Origin of the sequence: Chitinophaga rhizosphaerae (assembly GCF_003958645.1) — a bacterium.
GTDB classification, from domain to species: domain Bacteria; phylum Bacteroidota; class Bacteroidia; order Chitinophagales; family Chitinophagaceae; genus Chitinophaga; species Chitinophaga rhizosphaerae.
The window spans coordinates 88,988-104,634 of the sequence record NZ_RXLO01000001.1 but is presented as its reverse complement, the minus strand read 5'-3'; the positions used below and the strand labels follow the sequence as shown (position 1 = coordinate 104,634).

At 56.5% G+C, this 15,647-nt stretch carries 11 protein-coding genes; 4 read left to right on the top strand and 7 right to left on the bottom strand.

What is annotated here, in order from left to right:
* Positions 1–156 precede the first annotated feature (156 nt).
* From EJ361_RS00430 to EJ361_RS00420, 3 genes are all read right to left on the bottom strand, one after another.
* Positions 157–4,215, bottom strand: a complete 4,059-nt coding sequence (locus tag EJ361_RS00430) for a hybrid sensor histidine kinase/response regulator transcription factor (RefSeq protein WP_126243372.1) — start codon at positions 4,213–4,215, stop codon at positions 157–159.
* A gap of 94 nt (positions 4,216–4,309) precedes the next feature.
* Entirely contained in the window at positions 4,310–6,268 is a 1,959-nt protein-coding gene (locus EJ361_RS00425) for a M1 family metallopeptidase (protein WP_240646505.1), read from the bottom strand.
* Between the two features lie 79 nt (positions 6,269–6,347).
* Complete coding sequence (locus EJ361_RS00420; protein WP_126243371.1) at positions 6,348–6,929, bottom strand: ASCH domain-containing protein; 582 nt, start codon at positions 6,927–6,929, stop codon at positions 6,348–6,350.
* Between the two features lie 105 nt (positions 6,930–7,034).
* On the opposite strand from EJ361_RS00420, the gene EJ361_RS00415 reads away from it, so the two are divergent.
* Positions 7,035–7,727, top strand: a complete 693-nt coding sequence (locus tag EJ361_RS00415; protein WP_126243370.1) for a DsbA family oxidoreductase — start codon at positions 7,035–7,037, stop codon at positions 7,725–7,727.
* A gap of 84 nt (positions 7,728–7,811) precedes the next feature.
* On the opposite strand, the gene EJ361_RS00410 is transcribed toward EJ361_RS00415, so the two are convergent.
* Complete coding sequence (locus EJ361_RS00410; protein WP_126243369.1) at positions 7,812–8,303, bottom strand: outer membrane beta-barrel protein; 492 nt, start codon at positions 8,301–8,303, stop codon at positions 7,812–7,814.
* Positions 8,304–8,504: 201 nt separating this feature from the next.
* Between EJ361_RS00410 and EJ361_RS00405 the strand changes: the two genes are divergently transcribed.
* The gene (locus EJ361_RS00405) at positions 8,505–9,665 is read left to right on the top strand and encodes a DUF2341 domain-containing protein (RefSeq protein WP_126243368.1); all 1,161 of its coding nucleotides are present in this window, start codon (positions 8,505–8,507) and stop codon (positions 9,663–9,665) included.
* A gap of 81 nt (positions 9,666–9,746) precedes the next feature.
* Here the strand turns inward: EJ361_RS00405 and EJ361_RS00400 are convergent, their stop codons facing one another.
* Positions 9,747–10,250 (bottom strand): DUF4251 domain-containing protein, encoded by a 504-nt coding sequence (locus EJ361_RS00400; RefSeq protein WP_126243367.1) that lies wholly within the window; start codon positions 10,248–10,250, stop codon positions 9,747–9,749.
* Between the two features lie 101 nt (positions 10,251–10,351).
* On the opposite strand from EJ361_RS00400, the gene EJ361_RS00395 reads away from it, so the two are divergent.
* Together EJ361_RS00395 and dinB are read left to right on the top strand one after the other, a co-directional pair.
* On the top strand, positions 10,352–10,666 hold the full coding sequence (locus tag EJ361_RS00395; RefSeq protein ID WP_126243366.1) for a hypothetical protein: 315 nt from the start codon (positions 10,352–10,354) through the stop codon (positions 10,664–10,666).
* Positions 10,667–10,713: 47 nt separating this feature from the next.
* The gene (gene dinB, locus EJ361_RS00390; protein WP_126243365.1) at positions 10,714–11,790 is read left to right on the top strand and encodes a DNA polymerase IV; all 1,077 of its coding nucleotides are present in this window, start codon (positions 10,714–10,716) and stop codon (positions 11,788–11,790) included.
* Between the two features lie 70 nt (positions 11,791–11,860).
* On the opposite strand, the gene EJ361_RS00385 is transcribed toward dinB, so the two are convergent.
* Both EJ361_RS00385 and EJ361_RS00380 read right to left on the bottom strand, forming a co-directional pair.
* On the bottom strand, positions 11,861–13,390 hold the full coding sequence (locus tag EJ361_RS00385) for a S10 family peptidase (RefSeq protein WP_126243364.1): 1,530 nt from the start codon (positions 13,388–13,390) through the stop codon (positions 11,861–11,863).
* A 77-nt stretch (positions 13,391–13,467) separates the two neighbouring features.
* The gene (locus EJ361_RS00380) at positions 13,468–15,609 is read right to left on the bottom strand and encodes a glycoside hydrolase family 31 protein (RefSeq protein ID WP_126243363.1); all 2,142 of its coding nucleotides are present in this window, start codon (positions 15,607–15,609) and stop codon (positions 13,468–13,470) included.
* Positions 15,610–15,647 lie beyond the last annotated feature (38 nt).

The following is a 15,647-nucleotide window of genomic DNA, read 5'->3' as shown; positions in this document are numbered from 1 at the left end:
TGGTTGACTATTGTAAACGTGGGCCCTCATCCGGAGGGCAGGATAAAAGTATCCCGAATCTTCGGGAGGCAGGGTACCGCAATGTTTATAATCCGGGTCGGGAATGTTGCCACCGGAGGGTTAAAATGTTAATTCCACGGGTATGATTTGTTGCCTTCAGGACTTCCGCATGGCTGTTGCATAGGCCGAAGGCAGCATGTGGTAGGCCATTTTGAAGTAACGCGCGAAATATTTGGGGTTATTGAATCCTACCTCATACGCCACCTCGGCGATGTTCATTTCCGTCTTCGAAAGCAGATCGGCCGCTCGGCGCAAACGCACGGAACGGATGAATTCGATGGGTGGCTGGCCCGAAAGGGCGTAAATTCTTTTGTAAACAGAAACCCTGTTCATGTGCAGTTCACGGCTGAGGGCTTCCACCGAAAAATCGGCGTCGGAAAGATGCTTCTCCACGATTTCCAATGCCCGCTGCATGAATTTTTCGTCGGCCGACAGCTGTTCGGGCTCCGCGTCTTTCGGGATGACCCATTGCACCGGCGCTTTCCTTTCGAGCAGGTTGCGCACGCGCGACAGCATGATCTCGAAGCTGAAGGGTTTCACGAGGTAATCGTCTGCCCCCGCATCCAGCCCTTCCAACTGCACCGTTTCCTCCCCCATGGCCGTTAACAGGATCACGGGGATGTGGCGCGTGCGCGCGTTGGCGCGGATTTTCCGGCAAAGGCTCAACCCGTCCATCCCGGGCATCGTGATATCGCTTACCACCAAATCCGGTTGGGCCGACAAAGCTTTCTGCCATCCGGATTCGCCGTCGGCGGCCTCCAGCACCTGGTAATATTGTTGCAGGTTCTCTTTCAGGTAAAAACGGAAATCCTCCGTGTCTTCCACCAGCAAAACCGTCGGTTTGCGCTTGCCTTTCCGCGGTGCGGCGGAACGGTCGCCGGTTGGTGGGGCAGGCACCGCCGGCACCGTAATCTCCGCTTTCGCATCGGCGGAAACGAGCTGGTACGGTATCCGCACGGTAAAGCAGCTCCCCTGATCGGGAACGCTCTCCACCACCACGGTCCCCTGTTGCATGGTCACGAACTCACGGGTGATGGCCAGCCCGATGCCGCTGCCAGGGCTAACGAACGCGCTGCGCTGATCCGCCTGGAAATACCGGTCGAAAATTTTGCCGATCCGGTCGGGCGAAATACCGATCCCCGTATCGCGTACACGAAGCTCCAGCCAGGCGCGCTCCGGACCGGGGGATATGTCCACCGTAACCTCAACTTTCCCGCCTGCCGGCGTGAACTTGAATGCGTTGGAAAGCAGGTTGAAAACGATACGCTCCAGCTTGTCGTGGTCGAAGCGGGCGTACACCGGCTCCTGACTGGCGGCGTAATGCAGGGAAACGCCTTTTCGCTCGGCGAGGTCGGAAAACGACTGCACCGCTTCGCGCAGGAAGCTCGTGAGCTCGCCCGGCAGCGGGTCTGTCCGCAGTTCCTGCATTTCCATTTTCCGGAAATCCATGAGCTGGTTCACGAGGTTGAGGAGGCGCCGCGCATTCCGCCGGATCAGCTGGAATTGCCTTCGGTCGCCCTCATCGTCCGATTTCCGGATAAAATCCTCAATGGGGGAAAGTATGAGGGAAACGGGCGTCCGCAATTCATGGCTGACGTTCGTCAACAGCTTGATCTTCATCATGTCCAGCTCATGGAGCCGTTGGGCTTCGCGGCGCTCGTTCTGCAGGGCGAAACGGCGGTGCGCCCTGCGGATAATGCCCATCCGCCCCAGGTACAGGGCCGCGACCAGCAATACCCCATATAACGTGTAAGCCCAACCGGTAGCCCACCATGGCGGTAAAATCCTGATCTGCAACGAGATGCCTCCGCCCGTGGGGTTCCCGTCTTCCGGCGACGACCGTACATGTAATGTGTAGGTGCCGGGATTAATATTGGTATAGGAAATGCGGCGCGTCTTGCCGTCGGTCAGCATCCATTCCTTGTTGAAGCCTTCCAGCTTGTATTCATACCGGTTCTTGTCCGCGTGCCGGAAATTCAGCGAAGCGAAATCGACCGAAAAATCATTTTCATTGTACCGCAACTCGATCTGCTGCGTTTCCGGGAGCGAAGCGCCCAGCACGGTATGGCCACGGAAATTCTCTCCCGGCGCGATCGTTTTGTTGAACAGTTGCAATCCCGTGAAGACCAATGCCGGCGGGGTCCTCGATTCACGTATCTCCGCCGGGTTGAAAAGGTTGAAACCATCTGCCCCGCCAAACAGCATTTCCCCGCTTTTCAGCCGCAGTGCGGCATTGACGTTGAACACCTTGCCCTGCAAACCATCCTGCTCGTCGTAATTCCTGCAGGAAATGGCCAGCGCGCTTCCTTCCCCTGTGGCACGGATGCGCGACAAACCCCGAGTCGTGCTCACCCAAAGGTAACCGTGATCGTCTTCCAGGATGCTGACGATCGTATTGTCCGGCAACCCATCTTCCATCCGGAACGTCCGGAAGAGTTGGGTGGATGGATCGTAATAACTAAGCCCCTCGCGGGTTCCGGCCCACATACGGCCCTGTTTGTCGCAATGCAGGGAAGTAACGTTGTCGTTACTGAGCTGATGCGTGCTGCGCAACAGGTGCACAAAAATACCTTTCGATTTATCGAGCACATCGATGCCGTAGGCCGTTCCGATCCAGAGGTCGCCGGCGGGCGTTTCGGCGAAGGCGGTGATATAGTTGGAATGGACAGAATTGGCCATGTCCACATTGTTATGATAGAAAATCCCGTTTCCGCGGTCGAAACGGTCGAGCCCGCCGCCCAGGGTGCCCGCCCAGAAATTGTTCCGCCGGTCTTCATAGAGTTTCCAGACCGTTTTGTTGGCCAGGCTGTTCGCGTCTTTGGGGGAATGGCGGTAATGCGTGAAGCGCCCGTTGCTGAAATAGCCCATCCCCCCGAAATAATACCCGATCCAGAGCTGGTCCCACTTATCGATGTGGAGGCTTACGATGACGTCGTTGCTAAGGCTGTTCTCATCGCCCGGTTTGTGCCGGTATTGGCGGTAGCGTTGCGTTTTCCGGTCGAAATAAATCAATCCGCCGCCGTTCGTCCCTATCCAGATATTGCCTTTCTTATCTTCCGCGAAACAGTTCACATCGTTGTATGGCAAGGAAAGCGGATCGCCGTGCTTGCTGTCGTGCAGCGCGAATTTCATTTTATTCTCCGCGAAATAACTCAGTCCGCGTTTGTATGTTCCGCACCACACAATGCCCTGGCGGTCTTTATACAAGGCATAAATCGCATTTTCCGCGATGCTTTTGGAATCTTCGGGCCGGTTCACGAAAAACCGGGCCTTGAACGTGTTTTTATCGAGGATGTTGACGCCGCCATGATCGGTGCCGATCCAGATCAATCCATGGTCGTCCTGGATGACGCTGTTGACGATATCATTATTAAGGATGCCCGATTTCCGCGACACGATGCGCTTCTCGCCGGTCGACGGCCGGAAGTACAATACGCCAAAGTCGATGCCAGGCCGGTATACCCAGCAATCTTTCTGTGCGTCGACGAACAATGCGAGCGGTAAATTCCCGCGCGTAACGTCTGCACAAAGCGATTCGGAATGCCAGATGGTGCGGCCGCTGCCAAGATCGATGCGGGTCAGGGCGCCGTCGTACCAAAGGAGCAGCAGGTTTTTTTCGTCTTCTCGACGGATGTCCACGATCTGCGCGCCCGGCCGTACCGGCAGCGTAATCCTTGTGCCACGGCCGTTGGGCAATGTGCGGAACAATCCAGCATCCGCATACGCCGCCCAGCAGGTGTCTCCCGCCATGAGCATGGACGTGAGCCCCGTTTCCGGTAACCCGCGCTGACGTAGCCAGGGCGCAGCCTGCGAAAACTGTTCGCGGCGGGGATCGTACACATTGTCGCCATTACGGGTGCGCACGTACATGCGGCCGTCCGGCGCAGAAAACAGGGCGATGATGTAATCGTCGCTAAGGGAAAGTGAATCGGAAAAGATGTGGCGGAAGACGCGGAAATTGGTACCGTCGTAGCGGTTGAGGCCGCCGAGCGTGCCGAACCACAGGAACCCTCGGTCGTCTTTATAAATACAGTTGACCTGGTTATTGCTCAGGCCATGATGAATGTTAAGGCTGGAAAAGGGGTACGACGGCTGTTGCGCATTGGCATAACAGCTCGCGGCGAGACATAGCGTGATCAGTAGTTTCTTTAACATGGAACATCGTGGAACTACTGTAATTTATGAAATAATGGGCGAAAAAAAGCGCCCCCGGCCGGGGGCGCTTCGGAATTATTGCAGGCTCCTGTTATCAGGGGGCCGGTTTCCAGGTATTGTTCGCGGGGTTAACGTCGGGCAGCACCTTGTCGGGGTCTACCGTAACGGCCACCACCTTGCTTTTGGAGAGGTGATGGAACGTCCATACCCCGCCGTTTTGCCAAACTTCCACCGGCAAATCCACGCGGGCGGTTTTGCCGTCGGCTTCCCTGATCTCCACGGTCACGGGCATCGGCGCTTTTTCCACGCAGATCACCTGGATGGCGGTGGTGGAATCGTTGCGCTGGAGCACGCTACCGGCGGCCATGTCCACTTTCCAGTTATTGATGATCCAGCCGCGCCAGAACCAGTCCAGGCTTTCGCCGGCGCTGTTCTCGATGGCGCGGAAGAAATCCCACTGGGTAGGGTGCTTGAACGCCCAGTTGTCGATATAATATTTGAAGGCTTTGTCGAACCGTTCTTCACCGAGCACCACATCGCGGAGGAGCTCCAGGCCTACAGCGGGTTTGTAGTATCCGAGAGTGCCGTAGCTCATGGGCCTGATCACGTCCGGTCGGTGCAGAATGGCAGCGGCGGAATCGTAAAACATCATGCGGGCCATGGAATGGCGGTCGCGCGGGTGATAGAACTCCCCTTTATTGAATGCCCTGTTGGCAATCCCGTTGATAAAGGTATTAAAACCTTCGTCCATCCAGCCGAACCGTCTTTCGTTGCTGCCTACGATCATGGGGAACCAGTTATGCCCGAATTCATGGTTGGTTACGCCCCACAGTCCGCCTTTCTGCGAGCGGGAAGAGCAGAACACGATGCCGGGATATTCCATCCCCCCAACGATCCCAGCTACGTTTACGGCAACGGGATAGGTGTAGGGGTACCATTTTTCGGAGTAATGCTCGATGCAGCCTTTCACGAATTCGGTAGACCGGCGCCAGGCGGAATCGCCGGCGCTTTCTTCGGGATACACGCTCATGGCAAGCGCTTTTTTACCTGCGGGCAGATTGATGCGCGCTGCGTCCCAAATGAACGCTTTACTGGCGGCCCAGGCCACGTCGCGGGTATTGGCGCAACGGAACTTCCAGGTCAGTTTTTCCTTGGCCGGGCGCGATGCGGGATCTTTCACTTCGGACAGCTCGCGCAGCATCACGGTTTTATCGCTCGCTGCCGCCTGTTTCCAGCGGGCGAGCTGCGTGGGCGTGAGCACTTCGGCAGGATTGAGGAGTTCGCCCGAACCTACAACGATGTGCGCTGCAGGCGCCGTCACGTTATATTCGAAATTGCCGTATTCCAGGTAGAATTCGCCCTGGCCCATGTAGGGCAGCGTATTCCAGCCAAGTACGTTGTCGAACACGCACATCCGCGGATACCATTGCGCGATCTCGTAAATACGGCCGTTTTTCGTATTGAGGATGCCCATGCGGTCTGTCCCGTATTCCGGAATGGCAAACGAAAAATCCACCTGCAGCTGGAGCGTGCCCCCATTGGCTTTCAGCGCCTGCGGCAGTTCCACGCGCATGCGGGTATCGTTGATGTCGAATTCCGCTTTCTGCGATCTGCCCGCTTGCAGCAGGGCCACGTTGGTGATGTTGTACCCGCCTTCGAAATTGCGGTTGGCCCAGCGGCCGCCCATAGGCGAAGTGGCGGATACGGAGCGCGACGAAAGCTTGTAAATGTTCTGATCGAGCTGCAGCCAGAGGAATGGCAGGTTTTCAGGACTGTTGTTCCTGTAAGTGATGATCACGGTGCCGGAAACGGTTTCCTTCACATCGTCGAACGTAACGTTGATCTTGTAATCTGCGCCGTTCTGCCAGTACCGGGCGCCGGGGCGGCCGCTGGCGGTGCGCTCTTCTGTGCCGTTTTCGGGATAGAACACCGGGTTGAAGGCTTCGTAGGCATTGTAGCGGGATTCTGGTTGTTGCGCCGCGGCCGTGGAGCAGATGCAAATGCATCCCGCCATGGCGGCGAGCCAAATTTTGGTTTGCTGTAATGCAGGCATAATTCTGTTGTTAAGAAGGGGGAAAACTAGGGATATTTATTTGTTAAACAAAGCGATGTGGTATGAACGGCGCCCCGGGTCAGCGGCGCTTCCAGGCGTCCAGCACGGTTTCTCCCCTGGGGCTGAGCCTGTAGCCTACTTCCAGGCTTTCGGTGAGGCCCATGTTCTTGAGCTTGCGGATGCTGACCTTCAGCCAGTCCTTATCGATCTGCAATGCTTCCGCCAGGTTGCCCGCCCGTTCTGCCGGGCGCTGGCGGATGATGCCGAGGGTACGTTTGGTCCAGGGGCCGTAAGGACTGCGCTCATCGAGCCCTTCCAGCTTTTTCAGGAGTTTTTCCAATTCGCCGGCCGCCATGTCTCCGGATTCCCGCAGCGCGATGCGCGGATCGTCTCCCCCATAATGAAACCGGATGCGGTACAGCGTCCCTTCCCGTTTATCCAGCTCCGTTAGCAAGGCCTGACGGGTGGCGTAGCCGGATTCCTGTGCCGTTTCGTCGGTAATATCCCTGAGCGGCACTTCGTCTACCGCGTCGATATGCAACTGGCCGATGGCCGTCAGCAAGGTGCCGCCGGCTTTGACGGTCGGCCGTTTCCAGCGGCGATATGCCAGTTTGACCCTGCCCTGGCGGATGGGCTCCAGTATCTTTTCCCTGAACAACATACCCGAATATAAGGTTTTTTTTACCCATATAAGCAACCGCCAACTTGTCGCAAATGCCCCCTGATGGTCTGATATTTGTATATTTGCTGCTTAAATTTTGAGCGTATGAAAATAGACATTTGGTCGGACGTGGCCTGCCCGTTCTGTTACATCGGCAAACGCCACCTGGAGGCCGCGCTGGCCCGGTTCCCCCATGCGAAAGACGTGGAGGTGACCTGGCACAGTTTTGAGTTGAACCCCGATGCGCAAAAGGATTACAAGGAAGATCACTATACATTGCTGGCTTCGAAATACGGAATGACGCGTGAGGCGGCCGTGGCGAATTCCCAACGGGTTTCCGAGTCGGGAAAGGCCGTGGGCATCGATTTCAAATTCGACGAGCTCATCCATACCAATACCTTCAATGCGCACCGGCTGATCCAGCTGGCGGCGCAGCATGGCAAGCAGGATGAGATCGAGGAGCGCCTTTTCCATGCTTATTTCACGGAAGGCAAACACATCGGTGAAATCCCGGTACTGGAAGCCATCGCCAAAGACGCGGGCCTGGATGCATCGGATGTGCTGAACGGGACGGATTTTACCGGGGAAGTGCGGCAAGACGAGGCGCAGGCCCAGCACCTGGGTATCCGCGGGGTGCCGTTTTTCGTGTTCGACATGAAGTATGCCATCAGCGGGGCGCAGCCTGTGGAAGCCTTTCAGCAAACCATGGAAAAGGTTTGGAGCGAATCGCACCCTGCTTTGGTGAACGTACGGGGTGATGCGGACAATACCTGTTCCGACGGTTCGTGCAGCATTTAAACATGATCGTTCCCCATAGAAAAAGCCTTCCTGCGCTGGTGTTGATACCTGCGCCGGAAGGCTTTCCCGATTTGGGATAATCTACTAGAAATTATAACCGGCCTTCAGCCCGAAGAAGCTGCTGGTGCCGTTCTTAAACCACCCCTCCCATTTGGCCTGCACATCGAGCCCCAGCACGCGGATGCCTACGCCCGGCGCAAAAAGGAACGCCGAACCGTCGAGATCGCCGGTATAGTTGGCCGCACCTGCTTCCGCCTTCACGTACAGGATGGAAATGAGTTTGTATTTGAGGCCGATGCGAACGGGAACGGCCGCCACGTTAGGATAATCGATATTATTTTCCGACTTGCCGCCGAAACGCATGTAACCGACAGACCCCGTCACGCCGAAACCTGCTACCAGCTTGATGTCTGCATTAAGGCCAATGCCATAGCCGGTGTTGTTGGTTTTGCTGAAATCCCCGACCGGGAAGCCGGCTTCCACATATGGACCGATACTGAACCGTTTTAATTGCGCGCTGGCGGTGAAGCTGCCACAGAGCAGCAGGACCAGCAAAAAGGTTTTCCTGTTTTTCATGCAAAGGATATTTGGTGGTGATACATAACACGAAAGTATTATTTCTTTCCGATTCAGCCTAAAGTTCTTACCCGGGATTCTTTGGGCTAGATCGGTTACCATTCGTATGCGTTTAACCGCTTCCGTTATAACGCGGCGGGGGTCGCGGAGGTTCTGTTGCGGGGAAGAAAAGATAAATTAGTATCTTCCGCTTTCCATATTATGAAACGACTTGTTTTCCCTTTGATTTTGCTCATGCTGGCCCAAACGGCATTTGCACAGCGCGGCGGCTGGAGCTACAGTGCCGCTATCCGCCTGAACACGACCGCTTCCGGGGCCAATGTTCCCGGGGATGTGGCGGGCTATCCGCTGGCGGTTTCCCTCAACGCGTCCAATTTCAACTTTTCCGCCGCTATCGCAAACGGCGCAGACATACGGTTTTCCGAAACGCCCGACGGGCCTTTCCTGCCGCAGAGTATCGAATGGTGGGACCCCGCGGGCAGGGAAGCCCTCGTATGGGTCCGCATCCCCCTCGTAAAAGGGAACAGCCGCAAACAGACCATCTACATGCACTGGGGCAATGCTTCCGCGGCAGCGGCCGACCGCCCCGCCGACGTCTTCCCCGTTTCCGACGGCTTCACCGGCGTTTGGCACCTCCAGGAACCCGGCAACACCCTGCCCGGCGGATATGCAGACGCCACCGCCAACGAGGCGAACGCCACCGGCGTCAACATGATGCCCTACAGTACCGTGAAAGGCGTGCTGGGCAAGGCGCAGCGCTTCCGGTATCCCGAAAGGCAATGGATCAGGGTAGACGGCGACAAGCGCAAGTTGTTCGATCTCGTGGAGCGAATGACGTTTTCCATCTGGGCGAATGCCGATAGTTATTCCAATGCGGGCGACGAAGCCAAAAGGGTGCTTCCGGGCTACGAAACCATGTTTGCCAAAGGCGATAATTCGTGGCGGTTGCAGAAGTTCGGCATCCGCAACTGGCACCAGCCGGAAGCGGACCTGATCGAGATTTGCGTGGAAAGGGCCTCGCCGCGGGGCGATCTTTGCGTGGTCGGCAAAACGGACATGCGGCTGAAACAATGGTACCACATCACAGGGGTGCATGATTTCCCGTACGTTCACCTGTACGTCAATGGCAGGCTGGAAAAAACGGAGAAATTCGATACGCCCTGGAAAACGGACGATCATCCCGTGGGGATCGGCAACCAGAGCCAGTTTCCGGAAAAAGGCGGCCGTTATTGGGACGGCGTGCTGGACGAAGCCCGGGTGATCGGGAAAGTGAAAGACGCCAACTGGATCAGACTGGATTATGAAAGCCAGCGCCCCGGCAGCAGGCTGCTGGAATTCCCCGCAGTTTCCGCCAGCAGGTGATGCGCGGGCGGGCAGCCCATCAACATCCGGAATGCACGGAGGAGATGTTCCCTTCGCCGCCCCCTTGCGCCTGGCTTACCGCTATTTCTTCCGCTTGCGGCTGCTTTCGGCCGTAATGATGCCGTTATACGAAATGGGCGACCGGTTATTGTTCGTGACCTGCAGCGACGCATACCCGTTCTCCGAAATCGTAAAATTCATTTGCTGCACATCGCGGTTGTCGCGGGGTTTGATCGTGATCTCCCAGCCGCCATTCCTGCCCGCCGTTTCGGTATATTCGAAATCGGTGGAGATAAAGTCGAGACCGTTGCGCGAGGGGTCTATCGGTGCGGTATAAGCCCGTCCGAAAAACGGCAGGTAGGAATTTACCGTGTCTTTCGAAATGATCACTTCATACCCATCCCCCGCTACCTGCCGCGTTCTGCCGCTCATCGGCAAAACGGTCTGCACCCTGAAAACAAAGGAACGGCCGGGAACGATGGATTTAATATTGTCCGCGCTGGAAGCAGGCAACTGTTGCGTGGAGGAACAGGCTAACGCCGTGAGCGTCAGGAACCAGACAGGGATCGTGTTCAGAATACGCATAGAAAACGGTTTAGAAATATTACAGGAAGAACAAAAGGTGGGCCATAAATGTTGTCGGGATTCCTTATATTGGGGTACTATATCCTTAAACACCTGATGCTATGACTCCATTTGTTTTGCTCGCCGCAGCAGCGGCCCTGTTTTTTGTCGCACACGTTCTTCTCCTTTTCACTTCCTTCGGAAAAGACAGCTACAACCGCAAAAAGTACCTCTGGTCTCACCTGACCCTCTGGATCTGCGGGATTATTCTTTTTGCCATGACTACGCTGTTTGCCGGTAAGGGGATTTCCGAAGTGATGGACGTGTTCGATACGCCCGTGAAGCGCTGGCTGATCCTGGTGGTGGCGCTTGGCCTATCCGCGATCGCCCACACGGTCGTAAAGCTGCTCGTAATGCCGAAATACTCCGCTCGCTGACCCCAGGGTTGCGCTGCACCTTCCCGTTTCTTGCGTAAATTGCGGACATGACGCTCCGCAAAATCATTCATATCGACATGGATGCCTTCTACGCATCGGTGGAGCAGCGCGACCATCCGGAGTACCGCGGCAAACCCATTGCCGTGGGCGGCTCACCGGAAGGGCGTGGCGGAGTGGTGGCTACGGCCAGCTACGAAGCAAGAAAATTCGGCGTTCGCTCCGCCATGCCCTCCAAAAGAGCCCTGCAACTTTGCCCCCAGATCGTTTTCGTATATCCCCGGTTCGATGTGTACCGCGACGTTTCCCGCCACGTCCGCTCCATCTTCCAACGCTATACCGACCTCATCGAACCGCTTTCGCTGGACGAAGCCTATCTCGACGTTACCCTCGACAAACGCAATATCGGTTCCGCCATCGCCATCGCCCGGCAAATCAAACAGGCGATCCGCGATGAGCTAGGCCTCACCGCCTCGGCCGGTGTTTCCATCAATAAATTCGTGGCCAAGATCGCATCGGATATGCAAAAGCCCGACGGCCTTACTTTCATCGCCCCCTCACAGGTCGAAACCTTCATGGAAAATCTGCCCGTGGAAAAGTTTTTCGGGGTGGGGAAAGTAACGGCCGACAAGATGCAGCGGATGGGATTATTCAAAGGCGCCGACCTGAAAAAACTGTCGGAAAACGATCTCGTCCAGCACTTCGGGAAAGCAGGCCGGTTCTACTTCCGCATCGTTCGGGGGCAAGACGACCGGGCCGTACAGCCCCATCGCGAAACGAAGTCCGTCGGCGCGGAAGACACCTTCCCGCACGACCTCACCACTCTCGCCGAAATGAACCCGGAGCTGGATAAACTGGCCGTTAAAGTAGCTTCCCGCCTGGAAAAGCATCAACTCAAAGGCCGCACCGTTACCCTGAAAGTGAAATACAGCGATTTCCGGCAGATCACGCGGAACCATTCCGCCATCCACCCTATTTCCGACATGGAAACCATTGCCGGCGCCGCGAAACAACTCCTCGCCAAAACCGAACCGGAAGAAGAAGGCGCCAAAATCCGCCTGCTCGGCATCACCGTCTCCAACTTCAACGACGAGCGCCCGGATACGCCCCAGCTTTCCCTTTTTTGATTTCTCCTTTCCAGTTACATAAAAAAACCGCCACCCATTGAGTGACGGTTTGAATTATCTTTTGAACAGATCAGTATTTGGCGGCCTGCCCCTCTTTCGGGATGGATTTGAGGATGAACTGGCGCAGATGCTCGTTGCTGGTTGCCAGGTCGTCTTTCCGCAGGTACATCATATGTCCGCTGCGATATCCTTCGAACGACATCCGGTTTTTCAGCTTGCCGCCGGGGTCCATTTGCCAGAGGTTGTATTTGGCGTTGAAATAATCGCAGGCGCCGTCGTAATACCCGCTTTGTACGAACACGTGCAGGTAAGGGTTCTGGGCCATGGCCTGGCGGAGATTCTCGCCGGTCCGGTTGTTGGACTGGTCCCAGGGCCAAACGGGCCCGAACATATTGTACTTCAGGTCGGTCTTGTATTTCAGCTCCTCGCGGATGTAGATATTGATGGCCGGGGTGAAGGAATGCAGCCAGGAAGTCAGTTCCGCGTTGTAATCCACACCCTGTCCGGCGTCTTTTTTATCGATCCCCAGGTAGCGGGAATCCAGCCGGCCAACGGTGTAGCCGCGGTCGCGGAGTAGTTCTTTCCAGAAGAAATTCGGCGAAATATCGAGATTGTTCTGCAACACCACTTTTTCGGAAATACCGGCATAACGCGCCACTTTCGCGGCGATCTCCTTTCTTTTCCCTTCGGGCAGATTACCGCCGAGCGCCAGTGCAGGCAGGTATTCGCGGATGGTGAAATCTTCCACTTCCGGGAGCATGGCATTGAGGTCTTTCTGCTGCAATTCGGGCGTGAGGGCTTTGTGGTACCACGCCGTAGCCGCGAAGTACGGCAAACGAAGGGCAGCTTCCGCAGGGCCGTTCCGCTCGATCCCCAGCTCCGTGGGCGATACGAGGACCACACCGTTCACGTAGATCCATTGGGAATTCTGCAGTTCCAGCGCCAGTCCGGACACGCGGGTGGTCCCGTAGCTTTCGCCCACGAGGTATTTGGGGCTGGCCCAGCGTTTGTTCCGCGTAATGAAAGTACTGATCCACTCGGCGAGGTATTTCACGTCCTGGTTCACCCCGAAAAATTTCGATCCCTGCACGTCTTTATTGGCCATGCGCGAGAATCCCGTGTTCACGGGGTCTACATACACGATATCGGCCACGTCGAGGATGGAATGGGGATTGTCTTTCAGTCCGTACGGCTGCACGGGATACCCTTCGTCGTCGATTTTCAGCACCCGCGGGCCGGTATACCCGATCTGCATCCACACGGAAGCCGTTCCCGGCCCGCCGTTGAAAGAGAATACCAGCGGCCGTGCGCCGGGGTCGGCCACACCGGTGCGCTCGAAATAGGTGTAAAACACCCCGGCGATGGTTTTACCGTCGTCGTCCCAAACGGGCAGTGTGCCGGCGGTGACTTTATACGGCACGCGCTGGCCTTTAATGGTGACTTCGTGGGTGGTGACTACCGAGCGGTCGATCTCGAGCTTCCGCTCGGCGACGCCGGCGCCGGCTTCCGCTTTCTCCGCTTCCGGAGCCGGTTTTTGAGCTTTTTGAGCAAAGACGGTAGTGCAGCAAAGCAGGCAAGCTGCGGCTAAGGTTGATTTCATATGCAAATAAAGAGCGATTTATATCCCAATATGGGAAATAAATCGCTCTTTACTGCATCAATGGGATAAAAGGCGGATTATTTCGCTTGTGCGGTCATGAACATCCATTTGACTTTGGGAGCGTAGCCGAAGGGCTTCCCGGAAGCGGGCTTCTCCATGCTTCCCTTTCCGTTTTCGGCTTTCAGCAAGACTTTGGAGAACTGTCCTTTCTCGAAATCAAAGGTATTGCCGTCATCGTCGTACAGTACGAACGAGCCGGGCGCGCTGCCGTATACCCGCACTTCGAGCGGAAGTACCTCGCCTGCTTTCGGGGCCTGCCGGCGCGGGGGCACCATGGGGATCAGCCCGCCGTCGCGAACGAAAAGCGGGATGCGGTCGAGCCGCGCTTTCACGCTGATCACCCCGTCTTCCCCTGCCAGTTCGCCGGTATAGAAATCATACCATTTGCCTTTCGGGAGGTATACTTTCCGCACGGAATCGCCGGCGAAGAAGGGCGCCACGATGATGTTGTCGCCCATCATATACTGATCCTTCAGTTCGGAGCGGGTTTTGGCTTCGTACGGGTTCAGCGTGGCATCGAGCTTGCCGCCGCTCACCTGGGCGGTATACGCGAAACCGTCGATGAGGTTCATGGACCGGAAAGGCGGTTTTCCTTCGAATTTATATTGCGCGAAAGTGGAATAAATGTACGGGAGGAGCTGCATGCGGAGCATGGCCACTTCCTGCACGGCGGTTTCTACTTCAGGGAACGACCAGGGCTTGGTGCCGTCTGCCCAGGCGTTGAGCATGGCCATCGGCGAAAAACATACCGACTGCATCCGCCGAACCCATTCTTCTGCCGATTTGGAGGCACGCACTTCCGGGGTCCAGAGCACGCCGATGAAACCGCTGTTGACCAGCGCGGTGATGAAGTCGGGATGGGAATAATAATCGTTGTAGATCACATAAGGAAATCGGCTGGCGCCGGCGTTGGACGCGCGTACCAGGCCGTACGTCCGCCGGTTTTGTTCGCGGAACCATTCGTCGGTCATTTGTTGCATGGCAAGACCATAGATCTGGCGCATCTCTTCGGCCGACGTGCCCGACGGGAAGGTGGCCACATCGGGCCAGAGCCATTTATCGAACCCATCGTTCTCATCCATTTTATAACCGCTCACGCCGAGGGAAATATGGTTTTTGATGAAGTGCTCGCGGAAGAGGGCTTTCGCCTGCGGAAGGGTAAAATCCGCCACCAGGCCGTTCCATACCGTATGCGAACCCGACAGCGGTTTGATGGGCGCATAGAGGCTGCTTTTGGGGGAAACGTAGGGATTGATCCAGAGATTGGCCTTCACGCCCATGCTCCCCAGTTTTTTAACGAAACCCGAGGGGTCGGGGAAGCGTTTTTCGTCCCACTCGAACGTGCAGGGATACGCCATGGAATGCCAACCCGGTTCTACGCCGATAAAATCCAGCGGGAAGTTGTGGGCTTCGAATTCTTTCGCTTCGCGGATAATATCGTCCTGGCTGTACATCGTCGGCACGCGTTGCGTGAAACCCAGGCCCCACTTGGGCGGCAGGTATCCGCCGCCGTTGAAGAGGTTGTACCGCTGCACGGCGTTCATGGCCGTGGGGCCGCCGAAAATGTAGACCTCCGCTCCTTCTGCCGGCACGAGCATTTCCACGGCGTCGGAATAGGGTTGGGATTCCCAGTCCTTGTTACCGTTGCGGTCGTGCAGGACGGGCGGATTTTTGGTATCCACGCGTACGGCGGTGCCGGCGTAAACGGTGATATAGCGCGCTGCGTCCACGAGCACGCCGTAGCCGCGGGAGGAAATGTACAGCGGCACGGGCGCGTGGGTGCGGCCATCGTCCTTTCCGCCGTAGTGGTCTACATGCAGCTGGCTGACGCGGCCGCGCTGGTTCACGGTTTTGAAATTGAGGCCGAGGCCGAAGAGTTGTTCGTTGCGTTCGAGGGGGAAGCGGAGATACACTTTCCCGTCTGCGAGCTTCAAGGCGATTTCGTTGGGATCGAGCGGGAAGGCCGACGACGGGAGTTTGGCGAGGGCGTTGCTGTCTGGCGTAGCGCCGGCGATGCCGAGGAGGGTCACTTTGCCCGGAGTGCCGGCAGTGCCTTTCCAGACGCCGGGCATTACTTCCCGCCATTGTAATTGGGCGCTGAGGGAAGTAGACAGGCAAAGCAGTCCGCACAGCAGCGGCAATGTAAATCTGATGTTCATAATCGTGGTAATTGGACGAGAAGATAATCAGATATTCC